The organism is Hyphomicrobiales bacterium, assembly GCA_016710435.1.
In the GTDB taxonomy this organism is placed as follows: domain Bacteria; phylum Pseudomonadota; class Alphaproteobacteria; order Rhizobiales; family Aestuariivirgaceae; genus Aestuariivirga.
The window spans coordinates 3030710-3054158 of record JADJVV010000001.1 but is presented as its reverse complement, the minus strand read 5'-3'; the positions used below and the strand labels follow the sequence as shown (position 1 = coordinate 3054158).

Genomic DNA, 23449 nt, shown 5'->3' with positions numbered 1-23449 from the left:
CCATGTACCGCTACGATGAATTCGACCACCAGTTTGTCGGCGAGCGCACCGCGCAGTTCCGCGACCAGGCCAATCGCCGCCTTTCCGGCGAGATGAGCGAGGACGAGTTCCGTCCCTTGCGCCTGATGAACGGCCTCTACCTGCAACTCCATGCCTACATGCTGCGGGTCGCCATTCCCTACGGCACGCTGTCATCGCGGCAGATGCGCCAGCTCGGCATGATCGCCGACAAGTATGACAAGGGTTATGGCCATTTCACCACGCGCCAGAACATCCAGTACAACTGGATCAAGCTGGAGGACGCGGCCGACATCCTGCAGGCGCTTGCGGATGTGGAGATGCACGCCATCCAGACTTCCGGCAACTGCATCCGCAATGTGACGACAGACCATTGGGCCGGTGCTGCCGCCGACGAGATTTCAGACCCACGCCCGGTGGGCGAGTTGATCCGCCAGTGGTCGTCCTTGCATCCGGAATTTTCCTTCCTGCCGCGCAAGTTCAAGATCGCCATCACGGGGGCGCCGCACGACCGCGCCGCCGTGAAGGTGCATGACATTGGCATGCGCCTGCACCGCAATGACAAGGGCGAGGCTGGTTGGGAGGTGATGGTGGGTGGCGGCCAGGGCCGCACGCCGATGATCGCCGTCACGGTGCGCGAGTTCCTGCCGGAGAAGGAGCTAATCCCCTATCTCGAAGCGATCATGCGCGTGTACAATCTCTATGGCCGCCGCGACAACAAGTACAAGGCGCGCATCAAGATCCTTGTGCATGAGATCGGCGCGGAGAAGTTCCGCAGCGAAGTGGAGGCCGAATACGCCCGCCACCCTCAGCAACAGACGCAGGTGGAAGAGCGCGAGCTGTCGCGCATCACCGCCTATTTCGCCGATCCCAAGTTCGAGAAGCTGTCGCGCTTCAATCCGGCTTTCGAGGATGCCAGGCGCGGCAATGCGGCGTTTGCCCGTTGGGCGAAGAACAACCTCGCCACCCACAAGCGGGATGGCCACGCCATCGTCAACATCTCGCTGAAGGCGCCGGGCGAAATTCCCGGCGATGCCACGGGCGAACAGATGCGCGTGATGGCCGACCTCGCCGAACGCTACTCGCACGACGAACTGCGTGTTTCGCATGCCCAGAACATCGTGCTGCCGCATGTGAAGCTGAGCGATGTGTTTGCCGTTTGGCAGGCGCTCTCCGAGCACGGGCTTGGCGCCGCCAACTATGGTCTCGCGGGCGACATCATCGCCTGTCCGGGCCTCGACTACTGCTCCCTCGCCACGGCGCGCTCCATTCCGATTGCCCAGGCGATCAGCCGCCGCTTTGCGGATTTCGACCGCGAGCAGGACATCGGCAACATCAAGATCAACATTTCGGGCTGCATCAATGCCTGCGGCCATCACCATGTCGGCCACATCGGCATCCTCGGCCTCGATAAGGCGGGCGAGGAATATTACCAGATCACGCTGGGCGGATCGTCATCCGAGAATGCCGCCATCGGTACGATCCTCGGACCGGGTTTCGCTTTTGAAGACGTGCCCGACGTGATCGAGAAGATTCTCGCCACCTATCTCAAGACCCGCCATGCGGGCGAGGAATTCCTCGCCACCTATCGCCGCGTCGGCGCCAAGCCCTTCAAGGAGGCCCTCTATGCCGCTGCTTAAGAACAATTCCTTCGTTGCAGACGAATGGGTTCACCTGGACGATGAGACTCCCGTTGCGGACCAGCAGCGTTTGACCGTGTCGGTAGAACGGCTGGTGCGCGACTGGGATGACCTCGTGCGCTTTCCGGGCCTCCTGGGTGTGCGCCTCACCAACACATCGCGGGAACATGATCTTACGCCTTATGTGCCGCAGCTTGCGCTGATCGCGCTGCCCTTCCCGGCCTACACGGATGGACGTTCCTATTCGCTGGCGCGGCAGTTGCGTCTCGATGGCTACCAGTCGGAACTGCGCGCCACCGGCAACATCCTGCCGGACCAGTTGCAGTTCATGCTTCAGGTGGGCTTTGACACTTTCGAGGTGCCGGAGCGGTTCGGTCTCGAAGCCTGGCAGAAGGCATCGCGGCAGATGTCGCTCGCCTATCAGCGTGGCCTGTTCCGCAAGGCGGGCGAGCGCGAGGTGTGGTCGGAGCGTCACCAGGGTTTCACACCATGGGAGGAACAGCCCCATGCCGGATAACAAATCATTCAATGCCATCGTCGAACGCTATGCCGGGATCGAGGGCCGTGATCTCATCACCCATGTGGTGAAAGATTACCCGGGCCGCGTGGCGCTGCTCTCATCCTTCGGGGCGGAATCGGCGGTGTTGTTGCACATGCTCTCGGAAGTGGCTCCGGATTTGCCGGTGCTGTTCCTCGACACGGGCAAGCTCTTTGATGAAACCATCGCGTATCGCGACCGGCTGGTAAAGGAGCTTGGCCTCACGGGCCTGCGCGTCATTGCGCCCGACACCGCTGATCTGGCGCGCACCGATTCTGATGGCGCGCTGCACGGCAGCAACACGGACCTGTGCTGCCACATCCGCAAGACGGTGCCGCTGGCGCGGGCGACGGAAGAGTTCGACGTGCTGATTTCGGGCCGCAAGCGCTTCCATGGCGCCGCTCGCTCAGACCTCGGATTCGTTAGCGAGCAGGATGGCAAGCTGAAGATCGAACCCTTGGCTGCCTTCTCGGCCCTTGATCTTTCCAACTACGTACAGGCCCACCACCTGCCCAGCCATCCGCTGAAGAGCTCTGGCTATCATTCCATCGGCTGTGTTCCGTGCACGGCGGCAGGCGGGACGGAAGATGATCCGCGCGCCGGCCGCTGGCAGGGTAGCGACAAGACCGAGTGCGGCATTCACTTTGCGGCCAATGGCCAAATCATCCGGACGGTGGCACGTGCGGCGGCGGACGTGCGCTGATCCAACTCTGATCCGGGGACCGTTCGACATGCTTGAGTTCTTCATCTTTGCCGCCATCGGCTTTGCCGCGCAGGTTTGCGATGGTGCGCTCGGCATGGGCTTTGGCGTGATTTCGTCGTCGGTGCTGCTGGGGCTTGGCGTACCTCCGGCGCTGGCGTCGGCCAGCGTCAATGCCGCGAAGATCCCGACGACGGGAACGGCAGCGTTGTCGCATCTCTATCACCGCAACCTGGATTGGCCGCTGGTAACTGCACTCTGCATTTTCGGCGGGCTTGGCGGCGCCATCGGCATGCTGCTGCTGACGGGGCTCAAGGGCGCGTGGCTCACGACCACGATCACGATCTACCTCCTCTTCGTCGGAAGCCTCATCGTCATCCGTGGCGTGCGAGGTTCGGCACCACGCGTGCTACCGGCGGCGTGGCGGCGCACCATCGGCTTTGCGGGCGGGTTGATCGAGGGCATCGGCGGAAGCTGGGGGCCTGTCGTGACCACAAGCCTGCTCGGGGCCGGAACCGAGTCCCGCTACGCCATCGGCTCCACCAATTTTGCGGAATTCTTCGTGGCCGTCACGGTGTTCTCAGCTTACGCCACCGCGTTTTTCGTGGGGCACTGGGAGGGTGGTTCCGATTGGCGCAGCGTGGCACTCCCCGTGGCGGGGCTGGTGATCGGTGGCATTCCGGCGGCCTTCTTTGGCGGGCTTCTGTCCAAGATCACGCCGAAGCGCGCCCTTACGGTTGCGGTTGGTCTCCTCGCCATCAGCATCGGCGCATACCGCCTCATCTCAGCCTGAACGCTTGCGGTGCAGCAGCGGCACGGGCAATCTGCCGTCCATGCGCATTGCCACCTGGAACGTGAATTCCGTCAAGGCTCACCTCGAAGGCGTTCTCGCCTGGATGAAGGAGGAGCAGCCGGACGTTGTCTGCCTGCAGGAAATCAAGTGTGAGGACCATGCCTTTCCGGCGCTGGAGTTCGAGGCCTTGGGCTACACTTGCGCCGTGCATGGGCAAAAGACCTACAATGGCGTTGCCCTGCTGTCGCGGCACCGGATGGAAGATGTGGTCAAGGGCCTTCCGGGTGGTGACGGCGATGACCATGCTCGTTTCATCGCAGCCACGGTGTTCGGTCCGCTCGTGGTGCGGGTGGCTTCGCTTTATCTTCCAAACGGCAATCCGGCACCCGGCCCGAAGTATGATTACAAGCTCACCTGGATGAAACGGCTTCAGGATTTTGCCGCGTCGGCCATGGCGAACGAGGAACCGCTTGTGCTGGCGGGTGACTACAACGTCATCCCCGATGCCGCCGACGCCCGCTTCCCGCAGAACTGGACGCATGATGCCCTGTTCCTGCCCAAGACGCGCGCCGCTTTTGCGGAGTTGAAGTCCATCGGCCTGACGGAAGCTTATCGCTCCCTCCACCCGCTGAAAACGGATGCCTACAGCTTCTGGGATTATCAAGGCGGGTCATGGCAGAAGAACAATGGCATCCGCATTGATCACCACCTGCTCTCTCCGCAGGCTGCAGATCATCTGGTGGCGGCGGACATTCATTCGCGGGTGCGGGGCTGGGAACGGCCTTCCGACCATGTGCCCGTGGTCATCACCCTGAAATGAAAAAACCCGCCGGCTACTGACGGCGGGTTTTTACTCAATCACCGAAGTGATGTGATTACTTGGCAGCGGTCTTGACGCCGAAGGCGGCGAAAGACGACTCGTAAGGCTTGTAGGCTTCCTTGGCGGCGGCAGAGTACATCTCGCCGAGCTTGTTGGCCTGGGCGACGAAGGACTCATAGGCTTCCTTGGCGAAACCCTGCTGCACTTCGAGAACGCGCTCGAACGAGCGGGCAGCGGTAGCCTTCTCGAAAGCGCCCTGGCCCATTTCCACGGACTTGCGCGAATAGTCGGCAACTTCCTGGGCGATCGCCTGGAAGCCCTTGGTCATGGCGGTGCTGGAGGCAACCATGGCTTCAAAACCTTCCTTGCCGAACACCTGCATGTCTTCAAACGACTTCATTTTGTTGATCTCCTGAGGTACCTGGATGGCAACCTGTTGTGATCGCTATATGTGCACTGCAACATGATTGTCAAGCTGGAATTTTGCATTGCAACATGGCCGACCGTCAATTAAACGCGGGGCCACGAACCGGAGGCTGCTTCGGAGTTTACCCAATGGTAATAGCGTATCCGTAAAATTTTAATCTTTCGCTGCTGCCACCGGGGGCTGGCGGCTCCGCTCCGGCGGATCCCGAAACGGTTTTGGACAGGTGTAGATTTGCGTTTGACGTTGCCCAGCAGGCTCACAGCCCTCTTCTTGATGTTCGCCCTCAGCTTCCTTGCCGTCCTTCCCGGAACGGCCGAGGCGCGTGGCAAGTTTGCCGCCCTGACTGTGGACGCGCGTAACGGAAAGATAATTTTCGACCAGGATTCCAATGGCTTGCGCCATCCTGCTTCGCTCACGAAAATGATGACGCTTTATCTCGTGTTCGAGGACCTGAAGAACAAGCGCATCACCATGTCGACGCCGTTGCGCGTCTCGGCGCGGGCAGCCGGAATGGCGCCCTCGAAGATGGGACTCAAGCCCGGATCGACCATCACGGTACAGCAGGCGATCTTCGCCCTCATCATCAAGTCAGCCAATGACGTGGCTGCCACGGTTGCCGAAAACCTCGGTGGCAGCGAATCCGCCTTTGCGGCCCGTATGACCAAGACGGCGCGGCGAATCGGCATGAGCCGGACCACCTACGTGAACGCCTCGGGCCTGCCCAATCCGCGGCAGATCACCTCGGCGCGCGACCAGGCAACACTGGGCCTTCGCCTCATGCGCGACTTCCCGCAGTACTATCCCTATTTCCGGTCCACCCAGTTCGTGTTCAAGGGGCGGGTGATCAAGACCCACAACCGGCTGGTGACGCGCTATCCCGGCACGGATGGCATCAAGACCGGCTACATCAACGCGTCCGGCTTCAACCTCGTTTCGTCGGTGCGCCGGGGCAACAAGCGTCTCGTGGGCGTGGTGCTGGGCGGCCGTACCGCCGGTAGCCGTGACACCTACATGATGGGCATGCTGACGCGCGCCTTCCCCAAGGCCGTGGACGGCAAGATGGTCGCGGCGAAAGCGGGAAGTGCAGCGGGCATCGCCGACCCGCTGAAGGCCCTCAAGGGCAAGGATGTCGAACAGGCCGAGGCGCAGGATGAACAACAGCAGCCCGATACCGCTGCTCTCGCCGCCGCTGCTGACAGTGCTTCGGCTGACGCAGGCGATACCGATGAGGATGCCGCCGAAGGCCAAAACCAGGGCGGCCCCAAGGTGATTGAAGCCGAACTTGCAGGCTCGATGGACGGCAGCGATGACGCGCCCGCCGCTGAGCAACCCTCGCAAGTTGCCTCTGTCCAACCTCCCGCGCAGAAGGCCCTTCCCTTCCAGGTGAAGAAGCCCGCGACACAGGCTGATGTGGACGCCATAGCGGTGGGCACTCTGCCTGCCGTCTGGGCGGTTGAGATCGGCGACTTCAAGACCCGCAAGAGCGCTTCCGATGTGGTGGCGAAGCTGAAGGCCAAGGACGGGGCACGCCTTGCCGGCAAGGACCCGAAAACGATCGCCGTGCAACGCAATGGCAAGACGCTCTATCGCCTGCTGGTCACGGGCTATGATGAAATGTCGGCCAAGAAATCCTGCGCGCAGGTCGCGCGCCTCGGCAAGGACTGCGCCGTGCTTTCGCCGAACGGCTGATCAGGTTCCCAGCAGCACATCCTTCGCGGCGTTGATCTTTGCCGCGAGATAATCCGTTCCGCCCTTGTCCGGGTGGAATTCTTTCATCAATCGGCGGTGCGCGGCACGCACCTCGTCGGCGCTGGCGCCGGACTTCAGGCCAAGCACGGCGTAGGCTTCGTCCTTGCTCATGCGGCCCGCGGCGGACGGCGCCGCCCCTGCTCCGCCACCCCAGGCCTGACGCCATTCGGGACGGTTGCGGTCCAGCCATGCTTCCAGGAGCGCGCGGCTCTGGTCACCGCTGCCGCCGCAGAGGCCGTGGAAGTTCATGAGTTCGGTATCGGTGAGGCGTGAGAGCCGCTTGCCCTTGCTGGGGCCCGCCAGCACGTCGCCATCCATGCTGCCAGAGTCGTGATCTAGCTCCATGGAAAGATAAGCGGTGGCCACGCGGCTTTTCTGCCCAGCCGACTTCTGGCCGCCCCACGGAAAGCCGTTGGGAAAGACCGCCGTCTTGCCGACGAGGCCCAGGCCGAAGAGGAAGACTCCGATGGCGAGGTTCATCTGCCCGCGCAGGGCCAGCAACCCGGCGAAGGCCATGATGCCGCTGCCCGCAAGTTTCTGCACGAAGCCGCGCGCAGCCTGCGGCGGCATGCGGGCCGACTTGCGGATGAGCCATAGTCCGCCCACGACAATGATGAGGGCGATCAGGAATTGCGGCATCTTCTGAGTTTCCGTCCCGGCTACTTCAGCTGCTTCAGCAGCGCCTGGCTTGCATTGCTGGATTTGGCGCGGGTTTCAAGCGCCTTGCGGCCACCCGCTGCATAGGCCGCCACGGCACCCAGCAATTCAGCGAGCACGCCGGGGCTCGCCGCATCCAGCTTCAAATACGCGCCGTGGGTCAGGCGGGCCACTTCGCGGAAGGCGCGCTCCGCCGTGGCGTCGTTCCCTTCCTGGAACATGAAAAGGCGCGTGCCGAGAAGGCCCACTTCGCCCGCCGTCTGGCAGATGGCGTCGACGTTCTCCTCAAAGGCATCGCCGACAAAAACGACGGCGCTGACGCCGCTGCGGGCTGATTCCGCCTTCACGTGGGTGAGCACCCGGGCAAGCTGCGTGTTGCCGCCGCGGCACTCCACCGCCGTCATCAGCCGGGAGAGCGCATCGGGGTCGGCCACCCATTTCGATGCCTTGCATTCATTGAAGCCGCGGAAATAGACAAGCTGAACCTGCAACTGGCCAACTTTCTTCGTCTCCGAAAACATCCGGGACTGGATCGTCAGTGCGGCATCCCAGGTGGGCTGACGGCTCATGGTGGCGTCCATGGCGAAGATGAGGCGGCCCTCGCCACTGGCGTCCGCGACCGCCATGGTTTTCACCCTGTCGAGAAAGGCCGACACATCGCCACCGTCGGATGGCGCGGCGGCATTCTTGCGGATCTGGTTCATCGTCACCCCTCACCCGGCACTGGAACCGGTCGCGCGTAGAGATAGGAAGCGGCGGCGCAATTTAAAGGCGTTTCTTGCAGCGCGCCGCTAAGGGCACGTGCTGTCCTTGAGCAGTTCAAGTTTGGTCAGCTTGCCGTCAAGGACATAGGTGCCGTAGTCGAGGACGAGATCCGTGGTGATGCCGTTTTCGAGCATCAGGAAACTGGCCTGATAGACGGGCTGCGCATCGGATTTCGCTTCATCCAGGTAGTAGCTCACCGACATGGGCCAGACCGGGGCCTTTGACATTTCGCCGCCTATCTTTTCGGGAATGCCGCTTTCCGGGCGCTTGCTGCCGATGAAGCTGATGACGCGCAAGGGCTTCTCTTCTTCCGATCCCTCATACACCAGCGAGACATCGCGGCTCTCGCCCTTGCTTGCGGCCTCGATCAGCTTCTCCTGGAAGCGGGTGGGAAAGATGGCTGCGCCCGGGATGGTGAATTGCCTCGGCTTGCCGGTGGTGATCTCGCCCTGTCCCGGAAGCGTCTCGGTGTCTTTCGTGACCTTGATGCGGCTCTCGCTGCTCAGCTTGGAATCGATGAATTGCTTCTGCGTCAGGTTGAATTCGAGCCCGTCGCCCGATTCCCATGTGGTGAGCTGCGTATCACTCACCTGCGGGCCGCCCTCGGTGAAAACGATGCGGTTGGCGACGCGATAGCTTACGGCATAGCCCTCGCAGGTGGAACCCGTGATCTCGTAGGCCAGCTTGCCGCTGACAGTGGTGATGTTGTTGCCGGCTTCGATACTTTTCGCGGTCAGGTCGTAATACGCGCGGTGGGCCTGGAGAGCCGCGGCATCAACAGGGAGGGAAAACAGCACCGCGAAACTGGCACTGGAAAAAGCGAGGCGATTCATGGTCAAAGACTTCATCCGATCAATTGAGACAATGATAGCATGGACCGTGGCGAAAAGAGGCCAAAAATACTCGTCACCCGCAAGCTGCCCGATGCGGCGGAGGATGCATTTTCGCGGCGCTTCGACTGCCGCCTCAACCCCACCGATACGGCGCTTTCGGGGGCCGATATCTGCGCGCTCGCCGATGGCGCCTCCGGCATTGCCCTGACCTCCATGGACAAGTTCGACGCGGACCTGATCTACCGCCTGCCGCTGTCGGTGAAGATCATCTCCACGGTTTCGGCTGGTTATGAGCACATCGACCTGCGGGCCGCCGCCACGCGTGGCCTCGTGGTCACGAACACGCCGGGTGTACTGACGGATGCCACCGCCGACATCGCGCTCTTGCTCATGCTGGGAGCAGCGCGGGGTGCGTCGTGGGGTGAAGGCATGGTGCGCAACAACCGCTGGCCGGGTGCCTCCATGGTGGCGCCGCTGGGTCACGACATGTCGGGACAGCGGCTGGGTATCCTGGGCATGGGGCGGATCGGTCAGGCCGTGGCGCACCGGGCGCGGGCCTTCGGCATGACGATCCACTATCACAACCGGAAGCCCGTGGCCGAGGGCGAGGCACAGGGCGCGACCTATCACGCCGACCTCGCTGCGATGCTGCCGCACTGCGATTTCCTGTCCATCAACTGTGCCCTCACCGCCGATACGCGGAACCTGATCAATGCGCAGACGCTGGCGCTGCTGCCCAAAGGTGCCATCGTGGTCAACACGGCGCGCGGCGGAATCGTGGACGACAATGCGTTGATCGATGCCCTGTCGCGCGGACATATCGCGGCTGCGGGGCTTGATGTCTTTGCCAACGAGCCCAACATCGATCCGCGTTACCGTATCCTTCAGAACGTGTTCCTGCTGCCGCATCTTGGCAGCGCCACGCTGCGCACGCGCACGAACATGGCGCTGAAGGCGCTGGAAAACCTCACCGCCTTCGCTGAAGGCAAAACCCCACCCGACAAACTGACCTGAGTGACACACATGGCCTCTCCTGAACGCCGCCTCAAAGACCTCGGCATCACGCTCCCGAAACCCGCCAAGCCGGTGGCGAGTTACGAAGGCTTTGTGAGGAGCGGAAACCTCATCTTCGTCTCGGGCCAGGTGCCATTCGTGGATGGCAAGATCGCTGTTGCGGGAAAGCTGGGTGCGGAGGTTTCGCTCGAAGATGGCCAGAAGGCCGCGCGCATCTGTGCCATCAACATTCTCGCGCAACTCAGCGAGGCCACGGGCCACGACCTCACCAAGGTGGCGCGCGTGGTGAAACTTGTGGGCTTCATCAATGCGACGCCGGATTTCGTCGATGTTCCAAAGGTGATGAACGGTGCATCCGACCTGTTTGCCGAGGTGTTCGGCGACCGGGGCAAGCATGCACGCTCCACGGTTGGCGTTGCCGTGCTACCGCTCAACTGCGCAGTTGAAGTGGAAGCCATCGTCGAGATCGAATGATGCGTTTCACCCCGCAGATGCGAGACCTTTCCTGGCTGGTGGCACGGCCCATCGCGCACCGGGGACTGCATGATGTGAAGGCTGGTATTCTCGAGAATACCGAAGACGCCTTTGCCGCCGCGATAGCGGGTGACTATGCCATCGAGTGTGACCTGCAACTGACCCGGGATGGCGAGGCTGTGGTGTTCCACGACGAAACCTTGCAGCGCGTGATGGAAGCTCAGGGACTGGTCAAGGAATACACGGTCAAGGAACTGAAATCATTCAGTTATCGTATCTCCAAAAACCGCTTGCAGACACTTGGAGAAATGCTGGATCAGGTCGATGGCAAGGTGCCGCTGGTGATCGAGTTGAAGTCCCACTGGGATGGCGATGAGGCCCTGGCGAAGCGGGCGTTGCAGGTGCTCGAACGCTACGATGGCCCCTATTGCATCATGTCGTTCGATCCCGATGCCGTGGCGGCTGTCGCGGCCTACTCGCCGCAGACGGTGCGCGGAATCACGGCGGACCGCACGGTTGATTCCTACTACAGCGGCCTCTCGGTGGACCGGCGGCTGGAGATGCGGACGTTCTCGCACCTCAACCGTACGCGCCCCCATTTCGTTTCGTTCTATTTCCGCGATTTGCCGTTTGCGCCGGTGCAGCGCATCCGGGCCGCGGGACACCCCATCATCACGTGGACGATCCGTTCGGAAGAGCAGGCAAGGATGGCGCGGCGCTATTCCGACCAGATCACCTTCGAGGGCTATAGCGCCTGATGGCCCCCCGCCTGAGGGTGGTGGAGACGATTGCGGACATTGCCGCCGCGGATTGGGATGGGATTGCGGCGCAAGGCGGTGCGGACCGCAATCCCACGGTATCGCACGCCTTCCTTCTGGCGATGGAACAATCCGGCTGCGTCGGCGGAAAATCGGGATGGCTGCCACGGCATCTGGTGCTGGAGGACGAAGGCAGGATCGTGGGTGCGGTGCCCGCCTATCTCAAATCGCATTCCATGGGCGAGTATGTCTTTGATCATGGTTTTGCAGATGCCTTCCAGCGTGCGGGCGGGCGCTACTATCCGAAGCTCCAGGTCTCGGTACCGTTCACGCCGGTGCCCGGTCCCCGCCTCCTCGCGGCCACACCGGAGCTGCGCGTGGCTCTGGCCGAGGGATTGAAACAGGAAGCGCGTGAGTTGGGCGCATCCTCTGTGCACATCACCTTCCAGCCGGAAAAGGATTGGCGTTTGCTGGCGGGGCATGGGTTCCTGCAGCGCGAGGACCTGCAATTCCACTGGAACAACGCCGAATATGGCAATTTCGCGGATTTCCTCGCCACGCTGGCCTCATCGAAACGCAAGAACATCCGCAAGGAGCGGGAGGCCGTGTTGGCGCGTGGTATCACCTTCGCGCATGTGACCGGCGATGACCTGACGGTCCGGCACTGGGACGCCTTCTTCCGCTTCTACATGGACACGGGTTCCCGCAAATGGGGACGGCCCTATCTCAACCGGGACTTCTTCGCGCGCATTCATGACACGATGCGGAACGACATCCTGCTGGTGCTGGCGATGCGGGACGGGCGGATCATCGCCGGGGCCCTGAACCTCATCGGTTCCGAACGGCTCTATGGCCGCAATTGGGGATGCAGCGAGGATCATCCCTTCCTGCATTTCGAGACCTGCTACTATCAGGCCATCGACTTCGCCATTGCACGTGGCCTGAAGGTGGTGGAGGCGGGCGCGCAGGGCGAGCACAAGCTGGCGCGGGGCTATCTGCCGGTGAAGACGTTCAGTTCACACCACTTCGCCCATGCGGGATTGTCGCGCGCCGTGGCCGATTATCTCGAAAGTGAACGGGCCGCTGTCGATGAGAACCAGCAGGTGCTGTCCGAACATTCGCCGTTCCGGGTGGAACGGGAGTGAGGTGCGAGCGGCGGGGCCCCTCGCATGGCATCACGAGGCGATGGCCTGCGTCACGTCGTCGAGAATATCCTTCACGTCCTCAAGGCCAACCGACAGGCGCAGCATTCCGTCGGTGATGCCCATCATGGCACGGGCTTCCTCACCGATGTTGCGGTGCGTGGTGGAGGCCGGATGCGTCATCAACGACTTGGCGTCGCCGAGGTTGTTCGAAATATCCACGAGGCGGAGATTGCGCAGAACGTCGAAGGCCTTCTTCTTGCCGCCCGTCACCTCGAACGTCACCATGGTGCCGCCCTTGGTCATCTGCTTCTTTGCGAGCGCATATTGCGGATGGCTGTCGAGGTGCGGATAGATCACGCGGCTGACGCCCTTGATGGCCGAGAGATGCTCGGCCACCGCATGGGCGCTTTCGCTCTGGGCTTCGACGCGGAGCTTCAGTGTTTCCATGCCCTTGAGCAGCACCCAGGCATTGAATGGCGAGAGCGACGGCCCGGTATGGCGGAGGAAGGGCTTCAGCAATTCTTCCTTGAAGGCCTTGGTGGAGACGATGGCGCCACCGAGCACACGGCCCTGCCCGTCCATGTGCTTGGTACCGGAATAGACGATCACATCAGCGCCCATCTCCAGCGGCTTCTGCAGCACGGGGGTGGCGAAAATATTGTCGACGACGAAGCAGGCGCCGGCGTCCTTGGCGATCTTGCCCACTGCGGCGATGTCGATGATTTCTAGTGTCGGATTGGAGGGCGTTTCCAGGAACACGGCCTTGGTGGCAGGCGTCATGGCCTTGGCCCAGGCGGCCATGTCATTGCCGTCCACCAGCGTGTGGCTGATGCCGAAACGCGGCAGGATGTTGGTGATGATCTGGTAACAGGACCCGAAGAGCGCCTTGGAGGCGACGATGTGATCCCCCGCCTTCAACTGGCAGGCGAGTGCACCGTAGACCGCAGCCATGCCAGAGGCGACGCCGTAACAGGCCTCCGCCCCTTCCAGCAGCGCCAGGCGCTCCTCGAACATGGTGACGGTGGGGTTGCCGTAGCGGCCGTAGACGTAACCGTCGTCCTTGTTGGCAAAGCGGTTCTCCGCCGTCTCGGGCGCGTCGTAGACGAAGCCGGAGTTCAGGTAGAGCGCTTCCGCCGTCTCGCCATAGTGCGACCGGTCGAGGCCACCGCGGACGAGTTTCGTGGCATCGCCCCAGTGGGGTGCGTTCTTGGTGCGTGTCTTCTTGGTCATTGCTCTGTGATCAGCTTTGCACCCAGGGCAACCCGTGTGACTTCCAGCCATTGGTCTTGCCACGCTGGCCTTTTGCATCCTTGTCGCCTTCGAACCCTTCGGCGACGTTCCAGACATTGGTGAAGCCCGCCTTGCTCAACGCAGAGGCGGCCGAGGCCGAACGCGCGCCGGAACGGCAAAGGCAGAGAATTTCCGCATCCTGCGGCAGCTTCATGCCTTCGACTTCCTCCACGAAACGGGCGTTGATTTCCATCTGGGGGTAAACCTGCCACGACAGACGGACCAGCCGGTCCACCTGGGGGACGCCGACAAAGGTCCATTCCGGTTGCGTGCGGACGTCGATCAGCACGGCATTGGCATTCTTCTTGAGCCGTTCTTGGGCCTCGGCTGGGGTGATATCGCCCTTGTACATCAGTGCACCATCAGTATTGCTTTGCGAGGCCTCTTAACCCGTTTGCACCGCCTGACGCAAATGCCGTGGGACGGATTGGTGAGAATTTTCGGAAAGGCCGCGCGGCGTTCTGGCTCTTGGTGCGGCTGCATCCTCTGGTATTGTCCCGATTGTCTCCAGAGGATTTCCCATGACCACTGCCAAATTGCCTGCCCGCGCCGACGTCGTCATCATCGGTGGCGGCATCGTCGGATGTTCCATTGCCTATCACCTCACCAAGATCGGCATCACCAATGTGGTGGTCCTCGAGAGGAAGCAACTGACCTCCGGCACGACTTGGCATGCGGCAGGTCTGGTCACCCAGTTGCGGTCCACGCGCAACCTTACCGAATTGGCCAAGTATACGACCAAGCTCTTTGAAGGACTCGAGCAAGAGACGGGCCAGGCCATCGGCTTCAAGCAGAACGGCTCCATTTCCCTGGCACTGACCGACGGCCGATTGGAAGAAATCCTCCGTGGTGCCTCCATGGCCCGGAACTTCGGACTGGAGCTTGACGTCCTGTCCCCCGGCGAGGTGAGAGAACGTATCCCGGCCTACAACATGGAGAGCGTCAAGGGAGCCGTGTTCCTGCCGAGGGATGGACAGTTGAACCCGATCGACGTGACGCAGGCGTTGGCATCCGGGGCACGCACCCACGGCGCCAAATTCTTTGAAAACGTAAAGGTCACCCGTATCCTCACAGACAAAGGCAGTGCCAAAGGCGTTGAAACCACCAGTGGTACGATCCACGCCGACAAAGTCGTCATGGCAACCGGCATGTGGAGCCGCGAATTGGGCCGCAGCGTCGGCGTCAACATTCCCCTGCACGCCTGTGAACATTTCTATATCGTTTCGGAACCCATCGAAAAATTGCCACGCAACATGCCCGTGGTTCGCATCGTGGACGAATGCACCTACTACAAGGAAGATGCCGGCAAGCTGATGATCGGCGCCTTTGAACCAAAGGCCAAGCCCTGGCCCCCCAAGGGAAGCATTGGCATTGATGATGAGCACGCGTTCGTCACACTTCCCGAGGACATGGATCACTTTGAGCCCATCCTCGCCGCCGCCATCAACCGCGTGCCGTTGTTGGAAACAGCGGGAATCCAGCTGTTCTTCAACGGGCCCGAGAGCTTCACGCCGGACAACCGCTACTATCTGGGCGAGGCCCCGGAATTGCGCGATCTCTTTGTGGCTACGGGCTTCAACTCCATCGGCATCCAGTCCTCTGGCGGGGCAGGCCTCGTGCTGGCGCATTGGATCAAGAACGGCCACCCGCCCATGGACGTCAACGGCATCGATATCCGCCGCATCCATCCATTCCAGTCGGTGCACAGCTATGTACGCGAACGCGTCACCGAATCTCTCGGCCTGCTTTACGCCATGCACTGGCCTTACCGGCAGGCCGAAACGGCGCGCGGCGTGCGGCGCTCACCCATCCATCAGTACACGGACAAGCTGGGCGCTGTTTATGGCGAAGTGAATGGTTGGGAACGCCCCAACTGGTATGCCCGTGACGGCGTGAAACGCGACTACGAATACAGCTACGGCCGCCAGAACTGGTTCCCCTGCGCGCAATACGAGGCCGACCGCCTGAAGAACGACGTGGTGTTCTTCGATCAGGCCTCATTCGCCAAGTATCATGTAGAAGGCAAGGATGCGCTCCCGGTGTTGAACCGGTTGTCGGCCAACAATGTTGACGTTCCCGAAGGCAAGATCGTCTATACGCAGTGGCTCAATGAGAGAGGCGGCATTGAAGCCGACCTCACCGTGACTCGTCTTGGCGAACAGAAATTCCTCGTGGTCACCGGCGCGGTGCCGCAGACGCGCGACATGGCCTGGCTGAAGCGCCAGACCGGCGACAAGAACTGTGTCGCCGTCGATGTGACGTCCGGCCTGCCAATGATCGCCATCATGGGTCCGAAGTCACGCGCGTTGCTGGAGAAGGTGTCGGGCGCGGACCTCTCCAATGCCGCCTTCCCCTTTGGCACATCGCAGGAAATCGAGATTGGCTACGCGCGCGTCCGGGCCTCGCGGCTGACCTATGTGGGCGAGTTGGGCTGGGAACTCTACATCCCCGCCGAATTTGCCGCGCATGTGATGGAGACGCTGCTGGCTGCCGGCCCTGAATTCAATCTCACGCCGGCGGGCATGCATTCCATGAACAACGCCCGCATGGAGAAGGGATACCGCCACTGGGGCCACGACATGTCGGATGAGGAGACACCTCTGGAAGCGGGCCTTGGTTTTGGCGTGGCCTGGGACAAGCCGGGTGGCTTCATCGGCCGTGAGGCCCTGCTCAAGCAGCGCGAGATCAAGGTGCTGCCGAAGCGCATGGTGACGATTGCACTTGAGGATACCAGCGACGCCTGCCCCATGATGTATCACGAGGAGCCGGTCTACCGGAATGGCGTGATCGTCGGTTCAACGACGTCCGGCGCCTTCGGGCATCGCGTGGGACGCTCTCTGGCGCTGGCCTACGTGAAGAACGCGGAAGGTGTCTCGACCGACTGGCTGTCGTCCGGCACTTGGGAAGTGGAACTGGCGTGGAAGAAGTATGGCGCGAAGGTACAGTTCGCGCCGTTCTATGATCCGAAGGGTGAGCGCATCAAGGCATAGGGACAAGGCGGAGCGCGTGACATTCACACGCCACGAAGTGGACATGGCGATGTCGCGGGATTGTTGCAGTGCAGGCGCAGCCGGGACATTCCCGCCGATCTGGTGTTCACCAGTTTTGCAACTGGTGATCCCTTGATCGGGCTCAGCGTCTGATGCGCAAATCTGCCGCGAAGAGCCGTTCGCCACTGCTGCAATATTGTTCTTTATTCCGAACGACCGGGCTACTATATTTCTATCGACAACAACAAGGAGGCTCCTGCCATGGCATTGCAACTCGGTGATATCGCTCCTGATTTTGAAGCGGACACAACGGAGGGCCGGATCAAGTTCCATGATTTCATCGACGGTTCCTGGGTCGTGATGGTGTCGCATCCCAAGGATTTTACGCCCGTCTGCACCACCGAATTGGGTGCCATGGCGCTGAAGTCCGGCGAGTTCCAGAAGCGCGGCGTGAAGCTGATCGGCATCTCGGTCGACAGCGTTGACGATCATCTGCGCTGGAAGCAGGACATCAAGGACGTGACGGGGGGTGACGTGAGCTACCCCATGATCGGCGACAGCGAGATGACCGTGGCCAAGCTCTACGGGATGATTCACCCAAACGCATCGGGCAACGCCAAGAGCCGGACTGCTGCCGACAACCAGACCGTCCGGAACGTGTTCATCATCGGGCCAGACAAGAAGATCAAGCTGATCCTCACCTATCCCATGAGCACGGGCCGCAACTTCGATGAGGTGCTGCGTGTGATCGACTCGCTGCAACTCACGGCGACGAAATCCGTGGCGACGCCGGCCGACTGGAAGCCGGGCGACAAGGCAATCATTCTCGCCTCACTCTCTGACGAAGCGGCGAAAGAGAAGTTCCCGCAGGGCTGGCAGACGAAAAAGCCTTACCTGCGTCTCGTCGATGTGAAGTGATTTCCGGCTTCTGAAAAAAGAATGGCCGGGCTGCAGGGCAGTCCGGCCTTCTTGCTGTTCAAGCGTGGATTACCACCACTTTGGAGCGGTGAATTTTCCGGCGGCCTGTTCCAGCGCGTAGGCGGTCTGGAACAGGGTTTCTTCGTCGAAAGGTTTGCCGATCAACTGCAGGCCCAGTGGCAAGCCCTGCTCCGACAGTCCCGCCGGCACGGCAATGCCGGGCAATCCCGCCATGTTCACGGTGACGGTGAACACGTCGTTCAGGTACATCTGCACGGGGTCGGTGATCTCGCCGGGAGCGAAGGCGGCGGAGGGCGTTGCGGGCGTCAGCACCACGTCCACCTTCTCCCAGGCCTTGTCAAAATCCTGCTTGATCAGTGTACGGACCTTCTGGGCGCGCACGTAGTAGGCATCATAATAGCCGGCCGAGAGCACGTATGTGCCGATCATGATGCGGCGCTGCACTTCGGGGCCGAAGCCGGCGGCGCGGGTATTCTCATAGGTATCAATCAGGTCGTTGCCCGGCACGCGCAGTCCGTAACGCACCCCGTCATAGCGGGCGAGATTGGACGAGGCTTCCGCAGGTGCAACAATGTAATAGGCCGGCAACGCATATTTCGTGTGCGGCAGGGAAATCTCGACGACCTCCGCGCCTTGCGCCTTCAGCCATTCCGCACCCTTGTTCCACAGGGCGTCGATCTCGGCGGGCAGTCCGTCGGGGCGGTATTCGCGCGGGATGCCAATGCGGAGGCCCTTCACGGACTTGCCCAGCACCGCTTCGTAATCCGGCACGGGGCGGTCGACGCTGGTGGTGTCCTTGGGATCGGCACTTGCCATCACCTTGAGCATGATCGCAGCGTCGCGCACGTCGCGGGCGATGGGGCCGGCCTGGTCCAGCGACGAGGCGAAGGCCACGATGCCCCAGCGCGAGCAGCGGCCATAGGTGGGCTTGATGCCCACGGTACCGGTGAAGGCGGCGGGCTGGCGGATGGAGCCGCCCGTATCGGTCGCCGTGGCGGCGGCGCAGATGTGGGCGGCGACGGCTGACGCCGATCCGCCTGATGAGCCACCGGGAACGAGAGCCGCATTGGAATTCTTGCGCCGCCAGGGGTTGGTGACGGGACCGTAGTAGCTTGTCTCGTTGGACGAGCCCATGGCGAACTCGTCCATGTTCAGCTTGCCCAGCATCACCGCGCCCTCGCGGAAGAGGTTCGCCGTCACGGTTGACTCATAGGTCGGCTGAAACTTGTCGAGGATGTGGCTGCAGGCCTGGGTGTGCACGCCACAGGTCGCGAAGAGATCCTTGATGCCGAGCGGAATGCCTTCCAGTTCGCCCGCCGTTCCGGCCTGGAGGCGGAGATCGGAGGCCTTGGCGGAGGCGCGGGCCTGCTCCGGTGTCTCCACGATGTAGGCGTTGAGTCCCCGGGCCGCTTCCACGGCCTTGATGTAGTCCTCGGTCAGTTCGGTTGCGGAGATGTCGCGTGCCTTCAGCTTGGCGCGGGCTTCGGCAATGGTGAGCGTCGTAAGGCTGGTCATGATTATTCCACCACCTTCGGCACCATGAAGAAATCATCTTCCGTGGCGGGTGCGTTCTTGGTCACGTCCTTGGGGATGCTGCCGTCGGTCACGACATCGTCGCGCATCTTCATTTTCATGGCGACGACCGAGGTGAGCGGTTCGACGCCCGAGACGTCGACCTCGTTCAACTGTTCGACGAAGGCCAGGATTGCGTTGAGTTCGCCCGCGAGGCGAGGCACGTCCTCGTCCTTCACCTTGATGCGTGCGAGGCGTGCCACACGTTTCACCGTGGCCTGATCAACCGACATGAGTGGATTCCCGAAATTTCAGATTGGTCGGGGTGTTAGCAAAGGGTCAGGTGGCCTGCAACGTTGCTCTGAGGCCCCCGCCAGCCCCCCCCAGCTTTGCCCCGCCCCCCCCCCGCCGGGGGAGGCCCCCCCCCCGGGGGGGGCCCCCCCCCCCCCCCCCCCCCCCCCCCCCCCCCCCCCCCCCCCCCCCGCGCCCCCCCCCCCCCCCCCCCCGGGCCGCCGCCCGGGCCCAACGATGGCGTATCGCACAACACCATCCTGAAACCCGCCGAACAACGAACCCCCCCCCCCCCCCCCCCCCGGCCCCCCCCCCCCCCCGCGGGGGGGGGGCCCCGCCCCCCCCCCCCCGCCCCCCCCCCCCCCCCCCCCCCCCCGGCCCGCCGGGGGGCCCTTCCCCCCCCCCGCCCGCGGCGCCCCCCCCCGGCGGCGGGGGCCCCCCCCCCCCCCCCCCCCGCGCGGAAGTCACCCCCCCCCCCCCCCGGCACCCCAAACCCTGGGGGGGGAAAAAAAAAGGGGCCCCCCCCCCGGCTCCCCGGCGGAAAAAATCCCCCCGGGGGGGGAGGGAGGATTTTTTTCCTCTTTCGTCGGCCAGCCAGCGCTCGAAGCCCTCGCGGATGCGTGGCCATTCGCTGTCAATGATGGAAAACCAGGCGGTATCGCGGTTCCGGCCCTTGACGATGAAGTGCTGGCGGAAAATGCCTTCAAAGGTGAAGCCGAAACGCAGGGCGGCGGCCCGCGAAGGGGCGTTGAGGGAGTCGCATTTCCATTCGAGGCGGCGCACACCGAGGTCGTCGAAGGCGTGGCGCATCATCAGGAAGATGGTCTCGGTGGAAAGCCTGGTGCGCTGCATGGCGGGCGACATCCAGATATGGCCGATCTCGATCACGCCATTGGCAGGGTCGGCGCGCATGAACGAGCCCATGCCGAGTGCCTCGCCCGTTGCCCGGTCCACGAAGGCATAGAACCACGGATCGCGCGAGGCTTCCCGCTCCTTCAGCCATTCGGCGAAGGTATCGAAGTCCTGCCATGGTCCGTAACCGAGGTAGGTCCAGATATCGCCCTCGGGGTCCTTGCCATCGAAGGAGGCATAGAGGGACTGGGCGTGACGGGCGACGCTCACGGGATCGAGGCGCACCCAGCGGCCGTGCAGCGGCCTGAGATCAGGCTTGGAGCCGGGTGGCAGCGGGTCGACGACGGGGCCAACGGGACGGGCGGCTTTGGACTTGGCGGGGGATTTGCTCATTGACCCCTTTTCCCTGCCCGCTATGGCTCTGTCCATGACCAGTTTTGCCTCAGAGGCCCGGACCGCTGCCCACGCCTTGCCCAAGGGCAAGCGCATGCTGGGGCTGGACCTCGGCACCAAGACCATCGGCATGGCGACCAGCGACTTCACCGGGCAGTTCGCCACGCCGCGCGATACGATCCGCCGGACCAAGTTCACCGAGGATGCCAAGTTGCTGCTCGCCTTCGCGGAGAAAGAGCATATCGGCCTGTTGTTGCTGGGCATGCCCCTCAACATGGACGGGAGCGAGGGACCGCGGGCGCAGGCCACGCGCGCCTTTGCCCGAAACCTGTCGCGGCTCACGCCCCTCCCCATCGTCTACTGGGACGAGCGCCTCTCCACTGCCGCCGTGACGCGCACCATGATTGAGGCGGACATGTCGCGCGCCAAGCGGGCCGAAATCGTGGACAAGCTGGCGGCGGCGCACATCCTCCAGTCGTTCCTGGACGCCGTACGTTCACCACCAGCGGACTTTCCCACAACATGAAGGCCGGGCGGGCTTGCCAGCCGGGCGTCCCTCCCCTAAAGCCCCGGCTTTAATGACATCGACAGCCCAACGGCCCGCCCTGTTCAAGGCCCAGCACCTGCTGGCCATCTCCGATCTTTCTCCGCTCGACATCATCGCCGTCCTCGACCTGGCGCAGCACTATGCCGAAAGCGGCAAGTCGCTCTCCGAGTCTGGCCGCGTGCTGGCGGGACAGACGCAGGTGAACCTGTTCTTCGAGAACTCCACGCGCACGCAAAGCTCCTTCGAGATCGCGGGAAAGCGGCTGGGGGCGGATGTGATGAACATGGCGGTTGCCACCTCATCCCTGTCCAAGGGCGAGACGCTGCTCGATACGGCCATGACCATCAATGCCATGCACCCGGATTTCCTTGTGGTGCGGCACCAGTCATCCGGGGCCGTGGAGTTGCTCTCCCAGAAGGTTTCCTGTGCGGTCATCAATGCGGGCGACGGGCAGCATGAGCACCCGACACAGGCCCTGCTCGACGCATTGACCATTCGCCGCCACTTCGGACGGCTTGAAGGTCTCACCGTGGCCATCTGCGGCGACATCCTGCATTCGCGGGTGGCGCGCTCCAACATTCACCTCCTCACCAAGATGGGGGCGCGCGTACGCTGCGTAGCGCCTTCGACGCTGCTGCCTTCGGGTATCGCCAATTTCGGTGTCGAGGTGTTCCGCGACATGGACAAGGGGCTGGCCGGGGCCGACGTCGTGATGATGCTCCGTCTGCAGGTGGAGCGCATGAGCGGCGCCTTTGTGCCGAGCCTGCGGGAATACTACCAGTTCTACGGCCTCACGGTGTCCAAGCTGGCGGCTGCCCGGCCCCACGCGCTTGTGATGCATCCCGGTCCCATGAACCGGGGCGTCGAGATCGACTCTGATGTGGCCGATGGCGCGCAATCGGTCATCCGCGAGCAGGTGGAAATGGGGGTCGCCGTGCGCATGGCAATCCTGGATGGGCTGGACCGCTCACGCCGCGCAGGAGACAGGTCATGATCGGGTCTCCATCGCGCAACCGCCGCGCCTATGTGAACGCCAAGGTGTTGGCCCCCATGCAGGGGCTGAATGGTCCCGGTGGCATTCTGGTGGAGGACGGCTGGATCCTCGCCGTGGGCAAGGACGTGACGCGGGACAGTGTCGGTGCCTCCGCGACGGTCGTCGATTGCAAGGGCCGCCTGCTCGTTCCAGGCCTTGTGGACATGCGCGTCTTCACCGGCGAACCCGGATCGGAATACCGCGAGACGTTGGCCAGTGCATCGGATGCGGCGGCGGCGGGCGGTGTCACCACGATCATCGTCATGCCGAATACGCAACCGGTGATCGATGACGCGGCGATCGTGGACTACGTCCTGCGGCGCGCGCGCGACACGGCCAAGGTGCGGGTGGCGCCCATGGCGGCCATCACCAAGGGATTGGCGGGTGAACAGATGGCAGAGATCGGCCTCCTGCGCCGCGCCGGTGCTGTGGCCGTGACCGATGCGGTCAAGGCGGTCGGCAATGCAAACCTGTTCCGTCGCGCGCTCATGTATGCCCGCGACTTCGACATGTTGGTCGTTGGACATGCGGAAGAGCCCTCGCTCTCCGGCGGGGTGATGAATGCGGGTGAGGCGGCCTCGCGGCTTGGCCTCTCTGGCAATCCCGCCATGAGTGAAGTGATCATGCTGGAGCGTGACCTTCGGATCGTCGAGATGACGGGCGCGCGCTATCATGTGGCACAGGTGTCGTCGGCACTGTCGCTGGAGGTGATCCGCCGTGCCAAGGACAAGGGACTTCCCGTGACCTGCGGCGTCTCCATCCACCATCTCGTGCTGAACGAAACGGACATCGGAGCCTATCGCACCTTCTTCAAGCTGGCGCCGCCCTTGCGCAGCGAAGACGACCGCCGTTCCCTCGTCGCTGCCGTGGCCGATGGAACGATCGACGTGATCGTCTCGTCGCATGATCCGCAAAGCGATGACACCAAGCGTCTGCCCTTCGCGGAAGCCGCCTTCGGGGCCGTTGGCCTGGAGACCATGCTGTCCTCGGCGCTGTCGCTTTCAGCCAATGAATACATTGGTTTGCCGCGCCTTGTTGAAGCCTTGTCGCAACGGCCTGCGGCGATACTCGGGCTGGAACAGGGGCGCTTGCAGGCGGGGGCGCCGGCGGATTTCACGGTTGTCGATCCGCAACTGAGTTGGAAGGTCGAAGACGTCTCGCTCCGTTCGCGCTCGAAGAACTCGCCCTATGAGCATCGGACCCTGGAAGGCCGCGCGGTTGAAACCGTCGTTGCGGGACGCACTGTTTATGAATACGCTGCCTCGTGATGT

The 23449-nt window shown here is 62.8% G+C and carries 23 protein-coding genes and 1 pseudogene; 15 read left to right on the top strand and 9 right to left on the bottom strand.

The annotated features are described in order from the left end of the window. The first annotated feature begins 2 nt into the window (after window positions 1-2). The 5 genes from IPM06_14870 to xth are packed head-to-tail and all read left to right on the top strand — an operon-like array spanning window position 3 to window position 4509. A complete protein-coding gene (locus IPM06_14870; GenBank protein ID MBK8771704.1) occupies window positions 3-1658 on the top strand; it encodes a nitrite/sulfite reductase in 1656 nt (551 codons plus the stop codon). Next, window positions 1645-2175 carry a DUF934 domain-containing protein gene (locus tag IPM06_14865; GenBank protein MBK8771703.1) on the top strand — a complete coding sequence of 177 codons (531 nt, stop codon included), beginning with the start codon at window positions 1645-1647 and terminating at the stop codon, window positions 2173-2175. Before IPM06_14870 ends, IPM06_14865 begins: the two co-directional genes overlap by 14 nt. Beyond that, entirely contained in the window at window positions 2165-2899 is a 735-nt protein-coding gene (locus IPM06_14860; protein ID MBK8771702.1) for a phosphoadenylyl-sulfate reductase, read from the top strand. Before IPM06_14865 ends, IPM06_14860 begins: the two co-directional genes overlap by 11 nt. A 28-nt stretch (window positions 2900-2927) precedes the next feature. Then, complete coding sequence (locus tag IPM06_14855; protein ID MBK8771701.1) at window positions 2928-3689, top strand: sulfite exporter TauE/SafE family protein; 762 nt, start codon at window positions 2928-2930, stop codon at window positions 3687-3689. A gap of 40 nt (window positions 3690-3729) precedes the next feature. Further along, window positions 3730-4509, top strand: a complete 780-nt coding sequence (gene xth, locus IPM06_14850; protein ID MBK8771700.1) for an exodeoxyribonuclease III — start codon at window positions 3730-3732, stop codon at window positions 4507-4509. 55 nt (window positions 4510-4564) lie between these two features. On the opposite strand, the gene IPM06_14845 is transcribed toward xth, so the two are convergent. Beyond that, window positions 4565-4909 (bottom strand): phasin family protein, encoded by a 345-nt coding sequence (locus tag IPM06_14845; protein MBK8771699.1) that lies wholly within the window; start codon window positions 4907-4909, stop codon window positions 4565-4567. Window positions 4910-5209: 300 nt separating this feature from the next. Here IPM06_14845 and IPM06_14840 point away from each other — a divergent pair, with 300 nt between their 5' ends. Beyond that, entirely contained in the window at window positions 5210-6625 is a 1416-nt protein-coding gene (locus IPM06_14840) for an SPOR domain-containing protein (protein MBK8771698.1), read from the top strand. On the opposite strand, the gene IPM06_14835 is transcribed toward IPM06_14840, so the two are convergent. The 3 genes from IPM06_14835 to IPM06_14825 all read right to left on the bottom strand — a co-directional run bounded on the left by IPM06_14835 (window position 6626) and on the right by IPM06_14825 (window position 8940). Next, the gene (locus IPM06_14835; protein MBK8771697.1) at window positions 6626-7324 is read right to left on the bottom strand and encodes a DnaJ domain-containing protein; all 699 of its coding nucleotides are present in this window, start codon (window positions 7322-7324) and stop codon (window positions 6626-6628) included. Between the two features lie 20 nt (window positions 7325-7344). Continuing rightward, window positions 7345-8046 carry a VWA domain-containing protein gene (locus IPM06_14830; GenBank protein MBK8771696.1) on the bottom strand — a complete coding sequence of 234 codons (702 nt, stop codon included), beginning with the start codon at window positions 8044-8046 and terminating at the stop codon, window positions 7345-7347. 87 nt (window positions 8047-8133) lie between these two features. Further along, entirely contained in the window at window positions 8134-8940 is an 807-nt protein-coding gene (locus IPM06_14825) for a DUF1849 family protein (protein MBK8771695.1), read from the bottom strand. A 39-nt stretch (window positions 8941-8979) separates the two neighbouring features. Between IPM06_14825 and IPM06_14820 the strand changes: the two genes are divergently transcribed. Genes IPM06_14820 through IPM06_14805 form a run of 4 tightly spaced genes read left to right on the top strand, consistent with a single transcriptional unit; the run spans window position 8980 to window position 12331 of the window. Then, window positions 8980-9954, top strand: coding sequence for a D-glycerate dehydrogenase (locus tag IPM06_14820; protein ID MBK8771694.1), 975 nt, complete (start codon window positions 8980-8982; stop codon window positions 9952-9954). Between the two features lie 9 nt (window positions 9955-9963). After that, complete coding sequence (locus IPM06_14815) at window positions 9964-10428, top strand: RidA family protein (protein ID MBK8771693.1); 465 nt, start codon at window positions 9964-9966, stop codon at window positions 10426-10428. Further along, a complete protein-coding gene (locus IPM06_14810) occupies window positions 10425-11186 on the top strand; it encodes a glycerophosphodiester phosphodiesterase (protein MBK8771692.1) in 762 nt (253 codons plus the stop codon). The genes IPM06_14815 and IPM06_14810 overlap by 4 nt, the downstream gene beginning before the upstream one ends. Further along, window positions 11186-12331 carry an N-acetyltransferase gene (locus tag IPM06_14805; GenBank protein ID MBK8771691.1) on the top strand — a complete coding sequence of 382 codons (1146 nt, stop codon included), beginning with the start codon at window positions 11186-11188 and terminating at the stop codon, window positions 12329-12331. The genes IPM06_14810 and IPM06_14805 overlap by 1 nt, the downstream gene beginning before the upstream one ends. Window positions 12332-12361: 30 nt before the next feature. Here the strand turns inward: IPM06_14805 and metZ are convergent, their stop codons facing one another. Next, on the bottom strand, window positions 12362-13561 hold the full coding sequence (metZ, locus tag IPM06_14800; protein MBK8771690.1) for an O-succinylhomoserine sulfhydrylase: 1200 nt from the start codon (window positions 13559-13561) through the stop codon (window positions 12362-12364). A 10-nt stretch (window positions 13562-13571) separates the two neighbouring features. After that, complete coding sequence (locus IPM06_14795; protein MBK8771689.1) at window positions 13572-13973, bottom strand: rhodanese-like domain-containing protein; 402 nt, start codon at window positions 13971-13973, stop codon at window positions 13572-13574. Window positions 13974-14142: 169 nt separating this feature from the next. Between IPM06_14795 and IPM06_14790 the strand changes: the two genes are divergently transcribed. Together IPM06_14790 and IPM06_14785 are read left to right on the top strand one after the other, a co-directional pair. After that, window positions 14143-16611 carry a GcvT family protein gene (locus IPM06_14790; GenBank protein MBK8771688.1) on the top strand — a complete coding sequence of 823 codons (2469 nt, stop codon included), beginning with the start codon at window positions 14143-14145 and terminating at the stop codon, window positions 16609-16611. A 261-nt stretch (window positions 16612-16872) separates the two neighbouring features. Continuing rightward, window positions 16873-17529 (top strand): peroxiredoxin, encoded by a 657-nt coding sequence (locus tag IPM06_14785; protein MBK8771687.1) that lies wholly within the window; start codon window positions 16873-16875, stop codon window positions 17527-17529. Between the two features lie 69 nt (window positions 17530-17598). Here IPM06_14785 and gatA read toward each other — a convergent pair whose 3' ends face one another. From gatA to IPM06_14770, 3 genes and pseudogenes are all read right to left on the bottom strand, one after another. Then, window positions 17599-19065 carry an Asp-tRNA(Asn)/Glu-tRNA(Gln) amidotransferase subunit GatA gene (gene gatA, locus IPM06_14780; GenBank protein MBK8771686.1) on the bottom strand — a complete coding sequence of 489 codons (1467 nt, stop codon included), beginning with the start codon at window positions 19063-19065 and terminating at the stop codon, window positions 17599-17601. A 2-nt stretch (window positions 19066-19067) separates the two neighbouring features. Then, on the bottom strand, window positions 19068-19355 hold the full coding sequence (gatC, locus tag IPM06_14775) for an Asp-tRNA(Asn)/Glu-tRNA(Gln) amidotransferase subunit GatC (GenBank protein MBK8771685.1): 288 nt from the start codon (window positions 19353-19355) through the stop codon (window positions 19068-19070). Window positions 19356-19926: 571 nt separating this feature from the next. Continuing rightward, window positions 19927-20634: pseudogene (locus tag IPM06_14770) on the bottom strand (GNAT family N-acetyltransferase). Here IPM06_14770 and ruvX point away from each other — a divergent pair. From ruvX to pyrC, 3 genes are read left to right on the top strand one after another with little or no spacing between them, the layout of a single operon-like run. Next, on the top strand, window positions 20633-21124 hold the full coding sequence (ruvX, locus tag IPM06_14765) for a Holliday junction resolvase RuvX (GenBank protein MBK8771684.1): 492 nt from the start codon (window positions 20633-20635) through the stop codon (window positions 21122-21124). The pseudogene IPM06_14770 and the gene ruvX overlap by 2 nt on opposite strands. A gap of 52 nt (window positions 21125-21176) precedes the next feature. Beyond that, the gene (locus tag IPM06_14760; protein MBK8771683.1) at window positions 21177-22139 is read left to right on the top strand and encodes an aspartate carbamoyltransferase catalytic subunit; all 963 of its coding nucleotides are present in this window, start codon (window positions 21177-21179) and stop codon (window positions 22137-22139) included. Then, window positions 22136-23446 (top strand): dihydroorotase, encoded by a 1311-nt coding sequence (gene pyrC / locus IPM06_14755; GenBank protein ID MBK8771682.1) that lies wholly within the window; start codon window positions 22136-22138, stop codon window positions 23444-23446. Before IPM06_14760 ends, pyrC begins: the two co-directional genes overlap by 4 nt. Window positions 23447-23449 lie beyond the last annotated feature (3 nt).

Excerpts from the sequence above, each read along its gene's own strand:
- IPM06_14870 (MBK8771704.1), top strand. The coding sequence starts at position 3 with ATGTACCGCTACGATGAATTCGACCACCAGTTTGTCGGCGAGCGCACC.
- IPM06_14865 (MBK8771703.1), top strand. The coding sequence starts at position 1,645 with ATGCCGCTGCTTAAGAACAATTCCTTCGTTGCAGACGAATGGGTTCAC.
- IPM06_14860 (MBK8771702.1), top strand. The coding sequence starts at position 2,165 with ATGCCGGATAACAAATCATTCAATGCCATCGTCGAACGCTATGCCGGG.
- IPM06_14855 (MBK8771701.1), top strand. The coding sequence starts at position 2,928 with ATGCTTGAGTTCTTCATCTTTGCCGCCATCGGCTTTGCCGCGCAGGTT.
- xth (MBK8771700.1), top strand. The coding sequence starts at position 3,730 with ATGCGCATTGCCACCTGGAACGTGAATTCCGTCAAGGCTCACCTCGAA.
- IPM06_14845 (MBK8771699.1), bottom strand. The coding sequence starts at position 4,909 with ATGAAGTCGTTTGAAGACATGCAGGTGTTCGGCAAGGAAGGTTTTGAA.
- IPM06_14840 (MBK8771698.1), top strand. The coding sequence starts at position 5,210 with ATGTTCGCCCTCAGCTTCCTTGCCGTCCTTCCCGGAACGGCCGAGGCG.
- IPM06_14835 (MBK8771697.1), bottom strand. The coding sequence starts at position 7,324 with ATGCCGCAATTCCTGATCGCCCTCATCATTGTCGTGGGCGGACTATGG.
- IPM06_14830 (MBK8771696.1), bottom strand. The coding sequence starts at position 8,046 with ATGAACCAGATCCGCAAGAATGCCGCCGCGCCATCCGACGGTGGCGAT.
- IPM06_14825 (MBK8771695.1), bottom strand. The coding sequence starts at position 8,940 with ATGAATCGCCTCGCTTTTTCCAGTGCCAGTTTCGCGGTGCTGTTTTCC.
- IPM06_14820 (MBK8771694.1), top strand. The coding sequence starts at position 8,980 with ATGGACCGTGGCGAAAAGAGGCCAAAAATACTCGTCACCCGCAAGCTG.
- IPM06_14815 (MBK8771693.1), top strand. The coding sequence starts at position 9,964 with ATGGCCTCTCCTGAACGCCGCCTCAAAGACCTCGGCATCACGCTCCCG.
- IPM06_14810 (MBK8771692.1), top strand. The coding sequence starts at position 10,425 with ATGATGCGTTTCACCCCGCAGATGCGAGACCTTTCCTGGCTGGTGGCA.
- IPM06_14805 (MBK8771691.1), top strand. The coding sequence starts at position 11,186 with ATGGCCCCCCGCCTGAGGGTGGTGGAGACGATTGCGGACATTGCCGCC.
- metZ (MBK8771690.1), bottom strand. The coding sequence starts at position 13,561 with ATGACCAAGAAGACACGCACCAAGAACGCACCCCACTGGGGCGATGCC.
- IPM06_14795 (MBK8771689.1), bottom strand. The coding sequence starts at position 13,973 with ATGTACAAGGGCGATATCACCCCAGCCGAGGCCCAAGAACGGCTCAAG.
- IPM06_14790 (MBK8771688.1), top strand. The coding sequence starts at position 14,143 with ATGACCACTGCCAAATTGCCTGCCCGCGCCGACGTCGTCATCATCGGT.
- IPM06_14785 (MBK8771687.1), top strand. The coding sequence starts at position 16,873 with ATGGCATTGCAACTCGGTGATATCGCTCCTGATTTTGAAGCGGACACA.
- gatA (MBK8771686.1), bottom strand. The coding sequence starts at position 19,065 with ATGACCAGCCTTACGACGCTCACCATTGCCGAAGCCCGCGCCAAGCTG.
- gatC (MBK8771685.1), bottom strand. The coding sequence starts at position 19,355 with ATGTCGGTTGATCAGGCCACGGTGAAACGTGTGGCACGCCTCGCACGC.
- ruvX (MBK8771684.1), top strand. The coding sequence starts at position 20,633 with ATGACCAGTTTTGCCTCAGAGGCCCGGACCGCTGCCCACGCCTTGCCC.
- IPM06_14760 (MBK8771683.1), top strand. The coding sequence starts at position 21,177 with ATGACATCGACAGCCCAACGGCCCGCCCTGTTCAAGGCCCAGCACCTG.
- pyrC (MBK8771682.1), top strand. The coding sequence starts at position 22,136 with ATGATCGGGTCTCCATCGCGCAACCGCCGCGCCTATGTGAACGCCAAG.